The following is a 16,934-nucleotide window of genomic DNA, read 5'->3' on the forward strand; positions in this document are numbered from 1 at the left end:
AAATGATCCGAAGGATCATTTGACGCTGTAGGTGCCGACCGTTGGTCGGCACGCCTTCTCCCACGCGGGGTAGGTGCCAACCTTGGGTGGCACGCCTTCAGAGATCCTGCAACACCACCTGCGCCGCATTGTGACCTGGCGCGCCGGTCACGCCGCCCCCGGGATGTGTTCCCGACCCGCACAGATACAGGCCGGGCAGGGCACCACGATAGCCAGCCTGGCCAACCATCGGCCGTGCCGAGAACAACTGGTTGGCACTGAGCGCTCCGTGGAAGATGTCGCCGCCGATCAAGCCGAAGGTGCGCTCCAGATCCAGCGGTGACAGCACCTGGCGGCCCAGTACGCTGCCAGCGAAACCCGGCGCATACCGTTCAACGGTGGCGATCATCAGATCGGCCACCGTTTCACGATGATCATCCCAGTGACGCCCACCGGGAAGCACGGGCGCCACGTGCTGGCAGAACAGGCTGGCCACATGCTGCCCGGGCGGCGCCAGCGAATCGTCCAGCGTGCTGGGAATGAGCATTTCCACGATCGGTTCGCGTGACCAGCCATTGCGACGCGCATCCAGCCAGGCACGGTCCATGTAATCCAGGCTGGGGGCCATGATGATCCCGACGCTGAGGTGATCGCCGGGACCGGGCAGAGCGCGGAAGTCCGGCAGCTGCGACAGCGCGACATTCATCCGGAACGTGCCCGAACCGCAGCGCCAGTTCGCCATGCGTTCGCGCGTTGCGTCCGGTACCTGCTCCGGTGCCAGCATCTGCTCGTACAGCAGCTTTGGATTGACGTTGGCGATCATCGCGCGTGCGCGCAGGATTTCGCCGTTGGCCAGCGCCACGCCCACGACACGACCCTGCTCGATCAGCAGGCGTTGCACACCGGCATCCACGCGCAGCTCAGCCCCGGCCTCCCGCGCGGCAGTGGCGATGGCCTGGCTGATCGCGCCCATGCCACCGATCGCATGGCCCCACGCACCTTTCATGCCATTGCACTGGCCGAACACGTGGTGCAGCAGTACGTAGGCACTGCCCGGTGTATAGGGGCTTGCGTAGTTGCCGACGATGCCATCGAAGCCGAACAGCGCCTTGATCGGCTCGCTTTCGAACCAGCGGTCCAGGTACTCGGCGGCCGACAGCGTGAACAGGTCCAGCAGTTCCTGGCGACGCGGCGCGTCCAGCGTTGCCAGTTCGCGGCCGAGCTTCCCCATCTGCCATAGTGCGGGCAGCGCACGCCAACCACCCGCCACGCCCAAGTCCGGGGGCGCGCGCAGGGCCCAGGCGCGCAGCACATCAGCGAAGATCTCCAGGCGCGCTTCGTATTCGGGTAGCCGCTGCGCATCCCGCTCGGAAAACTTCGCGAGCTCGGCCTGGGTGCGGCCCGGTGCGGACAGCAGGTAGCGGCCGTCCGGCAATGGCAGGAAGTTGTTGGCCGGGCGATTGATGATGCGCAGCCCATGCGCATGCAGCTGCAGGTCGTCGATCACCTTCGGCTGCAGCAATGACACCGTGTAGGACGCCACCGAGTTGCGGAACCCGGGGTGGAATTCCTCGGTGACCGCCGCGCCGCCGAGAACGCCACGACGTTCCAGCACCAGCACCTTCTTGCCAGCGCGTGCGAGATAGGCCGCGCAGACCAGGCCGTTGTGGCCGCCACCGATGATGATCGCATCCCAGGACATCAGCACCTCGGAGAAAAGGGGACGGAGGGAATTAAGTCGCAATCCGCATCTGCGCACAGGGGGGAAGAAACGACTTAATCCCCTCCGTCCCCTTTTTTGATTGCCGCTTCGATGGTGGCGATGTCGATCTTCTTCATCGGCATCATCGCATTGAAGGCGCGCTTGGCCAGTGCCTTGTCCTGGCTGGTCACCGCTTCGATCAACATGCGTGGGCTGATCTGCCAGGAAATGCCCCATCGGTCCCTGCACCAACCGCACTGGCTCTCCTGTCCGCCGTTGCTGACGATGGCGTCCCACAAGCGGTCAGTCTCGGCCTGGTCCTCGGTCTGGATCTGGAAGGAGAAGGCTTCGCTGTGCTTGAACGCGGTGCCGCCGTTGAGGCCGACGCAGGGGATGCCGCAGACCGTGAATTCGACCGTCAGTACGTTGCCTTCCTTGCCGTCGGGGTAGTCGCCGGGTGCGTGATGCACCGCAGTCACCGCGCTGTCGGGCAGGAGGCTGGCATAGAAGGTGGCGGCCTCGAGTGCGCCGTTGTCGTACCAGAGGCAGATCGTGTTCTTGTGTGCCATGTCCGGCTCCACGTTGGACGAAGCCGCAGCGATAGCACGCCCGGTGTTAACCCGGGATCGTGCTGCACCCGCAAAAAAAGGGCGCCCGAAGGCGCCCTTTGCACTACCAGTGCGGCAGCGGGCTCAGCGCCAGACCTTGATCTGGTCGGCTTCGCTGCGCTGCATCGGCTGCCCGGCCTTGCAACTGAAGGTGGCACCGAACGCCGGCAGGTTGGCCAGCGTGCCGTTGCTGCGCCACAGGCCCGGTGCGCGGATGTCGGCGGTCAGGCGGCGTGCGGCCTCGTTCGGCGACAGCTGCTGTGCCCACAGCGTCGACCAGGCGCGGAAGAAGCCCTGCTGCTGTGCCTGCTTGGCCTTGGGCTCCTGCGCGGCATACGCCGCCCATGCCAGTTCCAGGCCGGCGATGTCGGCCAGGTTTTCTTCCTGGGTGAGCGTGCCGTTGACCTTGGCACCCTTTACGCCCGGGAAGTCGTAGGCGCTGTACTGCGCGGCCACGCGATTGCCGAGCAGGGTCCAGGCGGTCTTGTCGGCCGGGGTCCACCAGCTGCGCAGCTCACCCTTGGCATCGACCAGCGCGCCCTTGGCATCGATCGCACGGGTCAGCTCATGGCCGACCAGGCCACCGAAGCTGCCGAACTTGTCGGCGGCGTCGGCCTTGGCGTTGAACACCGGGCCCTGCAGGATCGCGGCGGTGACGATCAGGCGGTTCTGCGCCAGGTCGTAGGCCAGCGACGGCTGCTGCGGCAGCACGTCCCAGCGACGGTCGGCATTGCCCTTGCCGATGCGCTTCATTTCCTCGCGGTGGCGCCAGGTCGAAGCAATCAGCATGTTGCCACCAAACGAGCCGCGCCCCATCGGCTGCACGCTGTAGTCCAGGTCGCGCAGCGGCGTGCCGATCTCGATCTTCAGCGCAGCCAGCTTGGCTTGCGCTTCAGCCTTGGCTTCGGCGCTCATCCAGCTGTTGTTCTTGACCGCTTCGATCTGCACTTCGCGCAGCTTGTCGACGATCCACGCCGCCTGGCGACGATCTTCGGCGGACAGGTGGCGCGCGGCATATTCGCGGCCGACCATCGGGCCGGCGGCCACGTTGATCGCATCGAGCACGCTTTCCCAGCGCTGCGGTGGCAGGGTTTCGCCGCGCAGCACGCGGCCACGGAATTCGAACTCGGCGTCGCGGTAGGCCTTGGACAGGTACGGCGCCATCGAATCGCCCACGCGCCAGCGCAGGTAGGCCTTCCACTGGTCCGGCTTGAGCTTGGTGACCATGCCATCGAGCTGCTTGAACAGCCCCGGATCGGCCAGCGAGACCAGGTCGTCATCCACGCCCTGTGCCTTCAGGAAAGCGTCCAGCTGCAGATTGCGGTAGCGGCTGTTGAGCTCCTTGGTGGAGATCGGCGCGTAGTTGTTGAACGGGTTGTTGATGCCGGCCAGCGACTGCGCGTTGCGCGCCAGCTCGGTCTCCAGCGCGATCACCGCCTGCGATTCGGCATCCAGCTTGGCCGCCGGGGTGCCGGTCAGCGCCAGGATCTGCTTGACGTAGTTGCGGTAGCGGCCCATCAGCGCCACGGTGTCGGCGTCGGTGCGGGTATAGAACGCAGGATCCGGCAGGCCCATGCCGCCCTGCATGAAGTAACCGATGTGGCGGTCCAGTGCCTTCAGGTCGACGTCGGGGCCGAAGTTGAAGGCGACCGGGATGCCCACCTGATGCAGCGCGGCGATCGACGCCGGCACATCCTTGGCCTTCTTGATGGCGTTGATGCGGGTCAGCAGCGGGGCGATCGGATTGGAACCGTCCGCCTCCACGGCGGCTTCGTCAAGGCCACTGGCCCAGAAGTCACCCAGCAGCTTCTGCACATTGCCCTGCGGCGACTTCATCGCGGCGTCGAGCAGGTCGCGCTGCTGCTGGCGGCTGCGGTCGACCAGCTGGCCGAGCGCGGTAGTGGCACCGGTCTGCGGCACCGGGTTGGCCTTCAGCCAGCCTGCATTGGTGGCGTCGTAGAAGTCGCTGCACTGGGCGCTGACGGCCGGGGCGCGTGCGGCCTTCTTCTTGGCGGCGGCAAACGCATCGTGGGTCGGGACCAGAGTCGCCAGGCTGATGCCCAGGGCGATGGCAAGCGGACGGAAGTTGGGCATGTGGAACGAATCCGTGATGGATTGAGGGCGCGCGCACTATAGCAAGCCGGGCATGGGCGCGGCATGCACGCGTCGCGGTGCATTCGCCGACCAAGGTCGGCAGCTACCGGGGAGCGCCGGGATCAGTAGATCCACGCCATGCGTGGATGAAAGACACCCGGAAAACAAAGGCCCGGGAATTCCCGGGCCTTTGCAGGTCTGCAACAGCGTCAGCCAGGACTTACCAGATCACCACCTGCTGCTCGCCGCTGCGGGCCATCGGCGAACCGGCCTTGCACTGGAACGCGGCGGCGAAGGTCGGCAGGTTCGACGGCGCACCCATGGCACGGAACTGCGCCGGGGCGTGCGGGTCGGTGGCCAGGCGGACCTTGGCGTTTTCCGGGGTGTACTTGGTGCGCCACACGGTGGCCCAATTGAAGAAGAAGCGCTGGTCTCGGGTGAAGCCATCGACCTTCGCATCTTCCTTGCCGGCGGTGGCCTTCTGCAGCGCGTCGTAGGCGGTGGCCAGGCCGCCCAGGTCGGCGATGTTCTCGCCCAGGGTCAGGTGGCCGTTCACCGCCTGGCCGTCGACCTTGTACTGGTCGAACTGCTTGACCAGCTTGCCGGTCAGGCCTTCGAAGTTCTTCTTGTCGGCCGGGGTCCACCAGTCTTCCATGTTGCCGGTCGGCCCGAAGCGTGCACCCTGGTCGTCGTAACCGTGGGTCATTTCATGGCCGATCACCGCACCGATGCCGCCGTAGTTCAGCGCATCGTCGGCCTTCGGATCGAAGAACGGCGGCTGCAGGATGGCGGCCGGGAACACGATCTCGTTCTGCAGCGGGTTGTAGTAGGCGTTGACGGTCTGCGGGGTCATGCCCCACTCGGTCTTGTCCACCGGCTTGCCGATCTTGGACAGGTTGAACTTGTAGTTGAACTCGTTGGCCGCGCGCACGTTGCCCAGGAAGCTGTCGCGCTGGGTCTGCAGGCCCGACCAGTCGCGCCACTTGTCCGGGTAACCGATCTTCGGGGTGAAGGTCTCCCACTTGGCGATGGCCTTGGCCTTGGTTTCCTCGCTCATCCAGCTCAGGCCCTGGATGCGGTCCTTCAGCGCGGCGGCCAGGTTCTTCACCAGCTCTTCCATCTTCGCCTTGGCTTCCGGCGAGAAGGCAACCTTCACGTACAGCTGGCCGAAGGCTTCACCGGCATCGTTCTCGATGGTGCCCAGCACGCGCTTCCAGCGCGGCTTCTGTTCCTTCTGGCCGTTGAGGGTCTTGCCGTAGAACTCGTAGTTCTCCTGCACGAAGGCGTCAGCCAGGTACGGCGAGGCGCTGTCCACGGTGTGGAAGCGCAGGTAGGCGCGCCACACCGACGGGTCGGTATCACCCAGTGCCTTGCTCACTTCTTCATGGAACGCCGGCATGGCCAGCGAGAACTTCTCCGGCGCGGCAACGCCCTGCGACTTGAAGAACTCGGTCCAGCTGAAGTTCGGGGTCAGCTTGTCGGCGTCGGCCAGGGTGACCGGGTTGTAGTACAGCTCGACGTTGCGCGACAGTTCGACGCGCGACTTGGAGGCCTTGGCCAGCCGGGTTTCGAACTTGACCACGTCCTCGGCCTGCTTGGCCGCGTCGGCCGCGGCGACGCCGGACAGCTCCAGCACCTTGGCCACGTGCGCCTGGTAGGCCTTCAGCTTGTCGGCGTTCTTGGCATCGGTGTAATAGGTGGTATCCGGCAGGCCCAGGCCGCCCTGGCTGGCGTAGGCCATGTTCATGGCCGAGTTCTTGAAGTCCGCTTCGGCACCGAAGCCGAACAGGACGTTGTCACCCTTGGCGGCGCTGGTGCGCAGGTAGTTGGCGATCGCCGCCTTGTCCTGCAGGGCGTCGATCGCCGCCAGGTCGGCCTTCAGCGGCTCGATGCCCTGTGCGTTGATCTTGGCTTCGTCCATGCCGGTGGCCCACAGGTCGCCGACGATCTTCTCGATGTGGTTCGGATTCTTGACCTGCGCGACCTGTTCGGCCAGCTGGTGCTGCACGGCCACCGAACGCTCGTCGAGGATGGTGAACGCGCCCCAGCTGGTGCGGTCGCCCGGGATTTCGTTGGCGGCCAGCCACTTGCTGTTGACGTAGTCGCCAAAGGCGGTGCAGGCGTCCTTGGTAGTGTCCAGGTCGCTCGGCTGGAAGGCGTTGTAGGCCGGCAGCTTGCTCTCGTCCAGCTTATAGGTGGTGGCTTCGGCGGTGGCCGGGGCGGAGGCGGCGGCGTCCTTGGCCGGGGTTTCAGTCTTGCCGCAGCCGACCAGCGCGGCCGAAACGGCCAGGGTCAGCAGCACGATCTTGGGAGTACGGGTCACTTGAATGGCCTCCAGGCCGAGTGAGTCAGGGAGTGGCCGCAGGTGCGACCGTGGGCCGAACGATACGCCGCTGGCCAGACCTGCAAGGGTGTCGAAGGTCATGTCCCTGCGCAAGGGCCAGAACGTGCAAGGGCGCCCGCCGGGCGCCCCTGCTGTAGGCCGGTAACGCTTACAGGCCGCCGCCGCCGCAGCCTTTGCCCAGGTAGTCGTCTATCAGCTGCAACTGGTCGGCCATGATGCGGCGCGTCCAGGCCGGCCCGTGGGCGTAGTCGGCGATGGCGTGGAACTCGACCGGCTGGCCGGAACCTTTCGCCTTGTTCACGAACCACTCCGACTGTTCGATCGGCACCGTGCGGTCGCGATCGCCGTGGTAGACCATCAACGGGATCTTCATCTCGCCGGCCTTGTCCACCGGGTTCAGGCCGGCCACCGTGGGGGCCTGGGCCTGGCGGAAGAATGGGTTGGTATAGAAGCGCGACCAGATCTTCTTGATATCCGAGACGCCGGCGCCGGCAATGGCGCATTTGTACAGTCCGTTGGGGCGGACCGAGGCCGCAAACGCCGAATAGCCGCCATAGGAGAAGCCGAACATGGCGATGTGGCCGGGGCGGGCGATCTTCTGGTCGATCATCCACTGCGCGCCGTCGTCCTTGTCATCCTGCATCTTCTGGCCCCACTCGGCGTCACCGGCCATCCACAGCTTGCGGCCCCAGTCGGCCGAGCCACGGAACTGCGGGCGCAGCACCGCCATGCAGCGCGATGCCATCAGCGGGACCCACATCGAGCCATCGAAGTCCATGCCATCGCGCGCCCAGGGCCCGCCGTGCGGATGCACGACCGCCTTCCAGGGGCCGGCGCCGCACAGCTCGGTGCTGGGCGTGGTGAGGAATGCAGGAATGTCCAGCCCGTCGCGTGCCTTGTAGTAGACCAGCCGGGTCTGGCCCAGCGCGGCAGGCTGGATCTGCGGGTAGGTCTTCGCCAGCAGGGTCAGCTTGCCGTTGTGCAGCAGGTGGTATTCGGGCGGATTGGAAGGCCCGGAGGTAACGACCAGCACGTTGGAAAGGTCCGCCGTGTAGTCGACGATGCGCAGGCTCACGCCGGTATCGTAGTTGGCGGTGAAGCGCTGGCCGTTGGCGGTATCGACCATCGCCAGCGGTTCCTGGGTGATGCCCAGGGCCTGGCGCAGGCCCTGGTCCAGCGCCTTCATGCGCGGCGAGGTCCACTGCATGTCGTCACCGCGCGGACCGGCGTAGCCGATGCCCATGATCTCGCCGAACGGCACCGCACCCTTGCGGAAGCGGTTGATCAGCATCGAACCGGCGTTGAACAGCTTGTGCTCGAACAGCACTTCCTTCTGCTTGCGCGCGCTGATGTCGTACTCATACACGATCGCCTTGTCGCGGCCGACATTGCTGAGCACGAAGGCGATGTTCGGGTCGTCGGCAAAGCCGATCACCTGGTTGACGTCGCGGTTCTTCACATAGGAGCGAAAGTGCTCTTCCCAGGTACCGGTGGCGGGCGACCGGAACTCGGTGGCGACGTAGGCACCGGTGCCGTCGACATCCTGGCGCAGGCGTGCGCGCAGCTCGCTGTCGAGGTCGGTGATGTAGCCGGCCACGCGCTCTTCGGTCTTCTGGATGCGCTGCGAGGTGAAGTTGCGCAGGTCGACCTTGTAGACGTCACCGGAGCTGCTGCCACTGCCGTTGACCACCAGGATGTGGTCCGGATCGTTGGGCAGGGTGTCCAGTACCGTGGCGTTGGCCAGGGCCTGCTCGAGCTCCTCGCTGCGGCTGCTGGCACGTGGAGGCGTGATCGGCTCCTTCCATTGCTTGCCTTCGATGTCGGTGATGAAGAACTTGCTGACGAAGGTCTTGGTCACCCGGTCCGCGCGCAGGTCGTAGGGCTGCCACAGCACCACCGCCAGCTGCCCGTTCTTGATGAACGACACGCTCTGGAACTTCATGCGGTTGGCGCCGATCACCGTTGGCGGCTTGTCCAGTGCATCGGTGCGCCACACCACGATCACGCGCTCTTCGCCATTGGCGCGCAGGCCGGCGATGTGCTGGCCATCCGGCGATAGCGACAGGCTGGAGATGGCGGGGAAGGCCGCCATCTGCTCAATGGTCGGAGCTTCGGGCTTGGCGTGCAGGGACGGGGAAACACTGGCCAGGGCCGCCAGCAACAGGGTTCGCTTCATTGCAACCTCGGAATGCAGTGGCAGCTGCCTGTGGAAAAGGCAGTGCCTGAAATGGAACCGCCGCCCCGAAGGGCGGCGGTTGCAGGGAGCAGGATCAGAACGAACGCGTGATGTTCAGGAAGTAGCTGCGACCGAAGTAGTCAAAGCCGCTGTACAACAGCGCGTTGCCGACGGTGCTGTAGACACCCTGGGAGATGGTCGGCGGCTTGCGGTCGGCGAAGTTGCGCACGCCACCGGTGACCGACCACTTATCCGCTTCATACTTCACCGAGATGGCCTGCAGGAAGTAGTTCGGGGTGTACAGCTTGTACGCCGAGGTAGCCGGATCGAAGTCACCCGGGTTGCGCTCCTCGTAGTACGCGTAGCTGTCCATCTTGTCGATCCAGTCCAGGCCATAACGCACCTGCCAGTTCTTCCACTTGTAGCTCAGGTCCAGCGAGGCGGTGTTTTCCGGACGCGACAGCATGCCGTTGTAGTCCACCAGCGGATCGTCGGAGAAGACCTTGCTGGCCTGTTCCAGGTAGTGGGTGAACTGCAGCGTGGTGCGCAGGGTGCCCGGGCCGATTTCGCGGACATAGCGGGTGGTGAAGTCCAGGCCACGGACCTTGTCGGTGGACAGGTTGATGAAGCCGTTGGTCACCACCAGCTGGTTGTTGACCGGGTTGCGGGCCACCAGGCGGCACAGACCCGAACCGGAGGAGAAGTCGGCACTGCCGCTGTCATAGCAGCGCGACAGGATGTTCGCGCCGCCCGCGCTGTCGACGCCGTTCTTCACTTCGATGTCGAAGTAGTCGGCGGCGAAGGACAGGTCACCGAAGCCGCTGCCGAATTCTGGCTGGATCACCACGCCCAGGGTCTTGGCCTTGGAGGTTTCGGCTTCCAGGCCGGCCTCGGCACCACCCTGGGTGACCACGGTCACGCCCTGGGTGGCTAGGTAGTCCGGTGCCAGGCCCAGCGATGCGCAGTTCTGGTAGCGCGGCGAGCTCGGGTTGCGATCACCATACTCGTTGCAGGGGTCGGCACTGCTGCTCAGGAAGCCGGTGGTGCCGCCCAGGAACTGTTCGAACAGCGCCGGTGCGCGGTAGGAGGTGCCGTACGAAGCACGGAACGACAGCCACTTCACCGGCGTCCACAGCGCGCCGATCTTGTAGGTCTCATCCGAGCCGTAGGACTTGTAGTCGGTGTAGCGGCCGGACAGGTTGACCGTCAGTTCCTCGGCAGCGGTGACGCCGGACAGCAGCGGCAGCTCCAGTTCGCCGTAGGCCTCGAGCACCGAGTCCGAACCGCGGGTCGGGGTGGCGTTGGTCAGGTTGTACAGGTCGGCATTGATCGAGTACGGCGACGGGGTGTCGTCGATCCGTGCCTTGCGGTACTCGACGCCGAACGCGCCGCCGGCCGAGCCGTAGGGCATGTCGAACAGCGGGCCGTTGACGTTGAAGTTGACCGTGGTTTCCTTGTACAGCGTGTTGCCGGTGACCGGCACGAACACCCAGTCCTTCCAGTCTTGCGGCAGCTTGCCGCCGATGGTGTTGGTGTTCAGCGCCGGCGCGGCGATGCAGCCGTTGGAAGCGTCGCGGCAGACATAGCCACCGGCACCGTTGGAGACCACGTCCAGGCTCTGGCGCAGGCGGCTGGTCAGGAAGCTTTCAAAGGTGTAGTCGGCGTCGCTGCGGGCGTGCATGACGTTGAAGTCATAGTTCCACTCCGAGCTCAGGTGGCCACGCAGGCCGGCATTGAAGCGCAGGAAGTCGACGTTCTGCTTGTTGGTGTCGTTGCCGAAGCCGATGAACGCACGCACGCCCAGGTTCCTGCCGCTGGTCTGGTCGGTCGGGGCGCCGGCTACGCTGTCACGCAGGTTGGCCGGGATCAGCGGGCTGCCCACGGCGTAGTCCAGGGTCAGCTGGCGGTAACCGGTCTGGGTCGACTTGCGCTTGTTGCCCAGGAACTCGTAGTACAGCTCGGCATCACCCAGTGCATTGAGGTCGAAGCCGCCCTGGAAGTACAGGGTGTGGGTCTTGGTCGGCGAGATCAGCGACTCGTTGCGCATGGCCGGGTCGAAGGTGTCGCGGGTGTTCAGGTCCACGCCTTCGTAGCCGACCAGGCCGGTGGTGATCGCCGCGTTCGGGCGCCAGCGGTTGAAGCGGGTGCCGACGCCGCCCGGAGCGGCCACACCGGTACGGGTGTTGGTGCCGATGGTGTTCAGGGTGGTGCCGCCGGCATCGAGCGACCAGCACTTGGGCTTGCCGGTCAGCGGATCGATGAAGTCACCGCTGCCCCAGGAGTCGCCGGCCTCGATGTCACGGTACATGTCGGTCGGGCAGCCGCCTGCCCAACTGCGGTCGGCCAGGGTCAGTTCGTTGCGGGTGTAGTACTCATACGAACCGGAGAAGTGCGAGCGCTCGCCGGTGGAACCGAACATGATCGAGTAACGGCGCTCTTCACCGCCGCCACCGTCGGTGGCGTTGTGCTGCGCTTCGAAGGTGACACCGTCGACCTTGGTCTTGGTGATGATGTTGATCACGCCGGCCACGGCGTCGGAGCCGTAGATGGACGAGGCGCCGTCCTTCAGGATCTCGACGCGGTCGACGATCGAGTTCGGCAGCACGTTCAGGTCGGTCGAGCCGACCGAGCCGCGGGTACCGGCCGGCGATACGCGGCGGCCGTTGAGCAGGATCAGGGTGCGGGTCGGGCCGAGGCCGCGCAGGCCCAGGGTGTTGGCGCCCGGGCCGCCGTCGGTGACGTAGCCGCCGTAGGCGTTGTTGATCTGTGCCGCACCGGCGGTGACCGCCGTGCTCTGCAGGGCGGCGGTGGTCGAGTTGAAGCCGGCCAGGGTGGTTTCTTCACGGGTGACGACCTGCACCGGCGAAACCGAGTTGAACACGTCGCGGCTGATGCGCGAACCGGTGACGGTCACCGTGTCCAGGTTGGTGGCCTTCGACTTGGGCGCTTCCTCAGTCTGCGTCGTGCTGGAGGCGTCCTGGGCGATCGCCGGGGCGGCTGCGGCGAGCAGCACGGCAGAGGCGAGGGCGAAGCTCAGCGGATGCTTGCTGAGCGACTTGCGATTGATCATCTGAAATCCCCTTGAATCGAATGATTGCGTCGTACACCGGGACTGGTCCTTGTCGACGTCTCCGTGTGTCCCTTGCCCAGTGTCGGCAGCGTGCCGCCGCCCGGCGCTGGTACCGGCTTCACGTGCCGATGACTCGAGATTAACATCACATTAACCAAGGCTGTCAAGCATTCATGATGCAGTCATGGAGGTGTGATTCGTCAGCGGCGCTGACTGCGAGAACGCGCGTCGAAATCAACGTATCTGGTTGATCTGTATCGCATTGTCACCATTCCGTTCGAAAGTGACTTTTTCCTGAATGGGACGGTTCGGCCTGATCGTAGGAAAAAAAAGGCCCCGCCGAAGCGGGGCCTGGTCCAGACACGCGGTCCGGAATACGACGGGATCAGAAGTCGTACTTGACCTGGGCCGAGATCTGACGGCCGTAGACGCTGTAGAAGCCGTCGTTGAACGGGGTCGATTCGTTGCCCGGGTAGTTGTAGCGCTGGCCTTCCGGCAGCTTGTTGAACACGTTGTTGACCATCAGCGACAGGGTCAGATCGTCCTGTGCCTGGTAGTTCAGGCTCATGTTGTACGTGGTGTACGAGCCCCACTTGCCGGCCTTGGCGCCGGAGGAGTGGACGTAGTCGTAGCTGCGGCCGGTGTAGGCCAGGTAGTTCGGGGTGCTGCCGACGTAGTTGGCGTACACGGTGGTGGTGAACTTGGAGATGGCCCAGCCCACCGACACGTCGCCGCGTACCTTGGCGAAGTTGTCGTAGTACCACATGTTGTACGGATCGCTCAGCAGGTCCAGCTTCTGCGCACCCGGCAGGGCCACCACTTCACGCTTGAGCATGTTGGTGTAGTTGCCGGAGAACATCAGCGAACCGAAGCGGCCCAGGTCCTGCTGGTACTTGGCACCGACGGTCACCGCTTCCAGGTTCTGGCTGGCCACGTTGAGCTTCGGGGTGTAAACGCGGGTCAGGTTGCCACCGGCGTCGCGGGTCACCCAGTCGGTCACGTTCTGGCAGCTGGCCGAGGTGTTGTTCGGCAGGCCGTTGTGGCACTGGTACTCGGCCAGCAGCAGCTGGTCGGTGCTCAGGGTCTTGACCTCGTTCTTGATCTTCCAGTTGTAGTAGTCGACCGACAGCGAGAAGTTGCTGACCGGGGCCCACACCACGCCTGCGCTCCACACGTCGGCGGTGATCGGCTTCAGGTCCGGGTTGCCGGACTTTTCGCTGTACACCGAGGTGGTCTTGTAGAACGAGCAGGCGTCGTCACGCAGCGCGTAACCCAGCTGGCTGCAGCGGTAGTAGTCGTTCTGGCCGGAGGCGAACGAGCCGCTCATGCCCTGGAAGGCATCGGACAGGGTCGGCGCGCGGAACGCGGTGCCGTACTTGCCGCGCAGCAGCAGGCTTTCGATCGGACGGTATTCCAGGCCCAGGCTGTAGGTGGCCTTGTCCACGGTCTTGTCGGCGATCTTGAACGCGTCGTAGCGGCCCGAGGCGCTGATGGTCAGCGATTCGAACACCGGCATGCGCAGTTCGCTGGTCACCGCGTAGTTGCTGCGGTGGCCGGCACCGGCCACGGCGGTGGCGCCCCAGGCGTTGCCATTGACAAAGGCCTGGTCGGGCGAGTAGTCCCAACCTTCGCTGCCACCTTCCAGCACGACGGCCAGGCCGGCGTCGCCGCCCGGCAGGGAGAACAGCGAACCGTTGGTCACCTGCACGCGACCCAGGTTCTGCCAGGTCTTGCTGCGGTGGGTGCCATAGCCGGTGAAGCTGGCGAACTGGTCCGGGGTGATCGGCGAGTAGAACGCGGTGTAGTTCGGGTTGTAGATGCCGAAGCCATCAGCGGTGGTGCCCAGGCGCGGGCCCAGCACGGTGTCGCCGAAGAAGCCTTCGACCTTGTCCTTCCAGCGCGCGAAGCGGTTCTGGTCCAGACGGTATTCGCCGCGGGTGAAGCTGGCGCTGTAGTCCCAGTCGCCGACCATGCCCTTGCCGCCCAGGGTGACCTGGTAGGAACGGCTCTCATCGGAGTTCAGGATGTTGTTGTAGTGGCCCGGGCCGATTTCTTCCGGTGCGAAGGCGCGCTGCAGATTCACGACCTTGCCCAGGCCCTGGTCGTAGAAGCCGCCCATCACCGACTTGGTGCCCCACCACAGGGCGCTGGAGCCGGAGGTGAACTCGGTCTTTTCCTTGCTGTACAGCACGTCGGCGAACAGCTGGAAGTTGTCGTTCACGTCGAAGGTCATCGACGAGTAGAACTGGCCGCTGTTCTTGCCGTTCTTCAGGGTCTTGTAGCCGGCGCTGTACACCGAGCCGCAGGATTCGCCCGATGCACGCTTGCCGACGGTGGTGGTGCCGTCGTACAGGCCTGCCACGTTGCCGCAGCGGGTCGGGTCCATCATGTACAGCTTGTTGTCGGCGTTGCCGATGACGGCAAAGTCGTTCGACGGCAGCTGCGCGGTGTAACCGACCGGGTTGTTCTGCTTGGTGATGTCACGCTGGTAGCCCCAGATCGGGCTGCCGTTTTCGATCTGCACGTTGACCAGCGCGTGGAAGCGGTCGTCGAACGCGTTGAAGCCCTTGGCGGCGCTGAAGCGGATGTTGCTGCCACCACCTTCGGTGTAGGTGCCGCCACGGATCGACATCGTGCCGCCGTCCATGCGTTCCTTCAGGATGATGTTGACCACGCCGGCGATCGCGTCCGAGCCGTACAGCGACGACTGGCCGCCCGGCAGGACTTCGATGCGCTCGACGATGTCGATCGGAATGCCGCTGATGTTGTTGAACGACTCGCTGCCGTTGTACAGCGCCGGATACGAGAGCATCGGGCGGCCGTTGATCAGGTACTTGGTGTAGCCCGGATTCAGGCCGAACATGCCGGCGGCTTCGGCGCCCTGGGTGAACGCACCCGAGGTCTGGCCACCCTGCAGGCCGCCGGTGGTCAGCGATGACCGTTGCAGCACTTCAGCCACACTGCTGAAGCCGCGGGTCTGGATGTCTTCGGCGGTGATGGACATCACCGGGGTCTGGGTTTCGACCTGGGTCTGCGGGATCAGCGAACCGGTGACGGTGATCTTGTCCAGGTTGGTCGCCTTGTCCTGGGCCATTGCCGGGGCGGCGGCCATCAGAGCGGAAATCAGGGCGACGGCGAGCGTGTTGCGACGTGCGGTATTGCTGACGTGTTTCATGTAGTTCCAATGGAGAGCAAAAAACAAAAACGGCACTGCGCATGCGCCATCGCGCGGGCCGGAACAGCGGGCTCCGCAGCTCAAAACAGTGCTGATCGAACGTAACATGAACTTAACAATCTGTGCACGAATCCGTCGCAATCCTGAATTTCAGTCAGGTTACGTCCAGCTTGTATGATGTTGGGTTATCCCCCTGACTCCGCCGGTGCTCGTTGTGAACAGTTCTCCCCGCCGTCCCCATGCCAGCCAGGTCCAGAAGGGACTTACGCCGCATGCCCGCATCCGCAATGTCATCGCGGTCGGTTCGGGCAAGGGCGGCGTCGGCAAGTCCACCACCTCGGTGAACCTGGCCGTGGCGCTGCAGCAGCTCGGTGCGCGGGTGGGCGTGCTCGACGCCGACATCTACGGCCCCAGCGTGCCGGCCATGCTGGGGCTGTCCGGCCGCCCGGAAAGCCCGGACAACAAGAGCATCGAGCCGCTGCGTGCGTTCGGCGTGGACACCATGTCGATCGGCTACCTGATCGAAGAAGACACCCCGATGATCTGGCGCGGCCCGATGGCCACCTCGGCGATGACCCAGCTGTTCAACGATACCCTGTGGGACGACCTGGATTTCCTGCTGATCGACCTGCCGCCCGGCACGGGTGACATCCAGCTGACCCTGACCCAGAAGATTCCGCTGGCCGGTGCAGTGATCGTCACCACGCCGCAGGACATCGCCACGCTGGATGCGAAGAAGGCGCTGAAGATGTTCGAGAAGGTCGAGGTGCCGGTGCTGGGCATCGTCGAGAACATGGCGGTGCACACGTGCAGCAGCTGCGGGCACATCGAGCACCTGTTCGGCGAGGGTGGCGGCGAGCGCATGGCCGCGCAGTACGGCGTGCCGCTGCTGGGGTCGCTGCCGCTGCAGATCGGCATCCGCGAGCAGGGCGATGCAGGCACGCCGATCACCGTGGCCCAGCCGGATTCGGCACCGGCCCAGGCCTACCGCCATGCCGCGCAGCGCCTGATCGAGGAAGTCGGCAAGCGCCCGCGGGCCTCGATCCCGATCCTGTCCTCGCTGCTGTAAGTGCCGGGGCAGGGGCCGCCGACGCAGGCCGGCCCCCTGCTAGAATCCTCGCGCCCCCTCGTACCCCCAGGACAAAGCATGAGCATCAAGAGTGACCGTTGGATCCGCCGCATGTCCGAGCAGCACGGCATGATCGAGCCGTTCGAGGCCGGGCAGGTCAAGCAGGCCAACGGCCAGCGCATCGTCAGCTATGGCACGTCCAGCTATGGCTATGACGTGCGCTGCTCGCGCGAGTTCAAGGTGTTCACCAACATCAACTCGACGATCGTCGATCCCAAGCACTTCGATCCGGGCAGCTTCGTGGATATCGTCGGCGATGAGTGCATCATCCCGCCGAACAGCTTCGCGCTGGCGCGTACCGTGGAGTACTTCCGCATTCCGCGCGATACCCTGGTGGTGTGCCTGGGCAAGAGCACCTACGCGCGCTGCGGCATCATCGTCAACGTGACGCCGCTGGAGCCGGAATGGGAAGGCCACGTCACCCTGGAATTCAGCAACACCACGCCGCTGCCGGCGCGCATCTACGCCAACGAAGGCGTGGCGCAGATGCTGTTCTTCCAGGCGGCCGCCGATGACATCTGCGAGACGTCGTACCGCGATCGTGGCGGCAAGTACCAGGGCCAGACCGGCGTGACCCTGCCGCGGACCTGACGATTGCAGGCGATCTGTAGAGCCGAGCCATGCTCGGCTGCCCTGCATTGAAGCCGAGCATGGCTC

The 16,934-nt window shown here is 65.0% G+C and carries 9 protein-coding genes; 2 read left to right on the plus strand and 7 right to left on the minus strand.

Annotated elements, in window-relative coordinates; translation table 11 throughout:
* Positions 1 to 97 precede the first annotated feature (97 nt).
* The 7 genes from ABGA94_RS01950 to ABGA94_RS01980 form a co-directional block, all read right to left on the minus strand.
* Positions 98 to 1,681: a phytoene desaturase family protein gene (locus ABGA94_RS01950; protein WP_375366230.1), complete on the minus strand. Its 1,584-nt coding sequence runs from the start codon at positions 1,679 to 1,681 to the stop codon at positions 98 to 100.
* A gap of 74 nt (positions 1,682 to 1,755) precedes the next feature.
* Complete coding sequence (locus ABGA94_RS01955) at positions 1,756 to 2,250, minus strand: VOC family protein (protein WP_188248522.1); 495 nt, start codon at positions 2,248 to 2,250, stop codon at positions 1,756 to 1,758.
* Positions 2,251 to 2,373: 123 nt separating this feature from the next.
* Entirely contained in the window at positions 2,374 to 4,383 is a 2,010-nt protein-coding gene (locus ABGA94_RS01960; protein ID WP_375366231.1) for a M13 family metallopeptidase, read from the minus strand.
* A 220-nt stretch (positions 4,384 to 4,603) separates the two neighbouring features.
* Positions 4,604 to 6,706, minus strand: a complete 2,103-nt coding sequence (locus ABGA94_RS01965) for a M13 family metallopeptidase (RefSeq protein WP_262233193.1) — start codon at positions 6,704 to 6,706, stop codon at positions 4,604 to 4,606.
* A gap of 169 nt (positions 6,707 to 6,875) precedes the next feature.
* Positions 6,876 to 8,903 carry a S9 family peptidase gene (locus tag ABGA94_RS01970; RefSeq protein WP_057495920.1) on the minus strand — a complete coding sequence of 676 codons (2,028 nt, stop codon included), beginning with the start codon at positions 8,901 to 8,903 and terminating at the stop codon, positions 6,876 to 6,878.
* Positions 8,904 to 8,997: 94 nt separating this feature from the next.
* Entirely contained in the window at positions 8,998 to 11,973 is a 2,976-nt protein-coding gene (locus tag ABGA94_RS01975; RefSeq protein ID WP_005418015.1) for a TonB-dependent siderophore receptor, read from the minus strand.
* Between the two features lie 385 nt (positions 11,974 to 12,358).
* Positions 12,359 to 15,148 (minus strand): TonB-dependent receptor domain-containing protein, encoded by a 2,790-nt coding sequence (locus ABGA94_RS01980; protein ID WP_375366232.1) that lies wholly within the window; start codon positions 15,146 to 15,148, stop codon positions 12,359 to 12,361.
* 214 nt (positions 15,149 to 15,362) lie between these two features.
* On the opposite strand from ABGA94_RS01980, the gene apbC reads away from it, so the two are divergent.
* Positions 15,363 to 16,217, plus strand: a complete 855-nt coding sequence (apbC, locus tag ABGA94_RS01985; protein ID WP_005418013.1) for an iron-sulfur cluster carrier protein ApbC — start codon at positions 15,363 to 15,365, stop codon at positions 16,215 to 16,217.
* A 78-nt stretch (positions 16,218 to 16,295) separates the two neighbouring features.
* Positions 16,296 to 16,868: a dCTP deaminase gene (dcd, locus tag ABGA94_RS01990; protein WP_005418012.1), complete on the plus strand. Its 573-nt coding sequence runs from the start codon at positions 16,296 to 16,298 to the stop codon at positions 16,866 to 16,868.
* The last annotated feature ends 66 nt before the right edge of the window (positions 16,869 to 16,934 follow it).

This window comes from Stenotrophomonas sp. 3diitr2024 (assembly GCF_042136455.1).
Lineage (GTDB): Bacteria > Pseudomonadota > Gammaproteobacteria > Xanthomonadales > Xanthomonadaceae > Stenotrophomonas > Stenotrophomonas sepilia.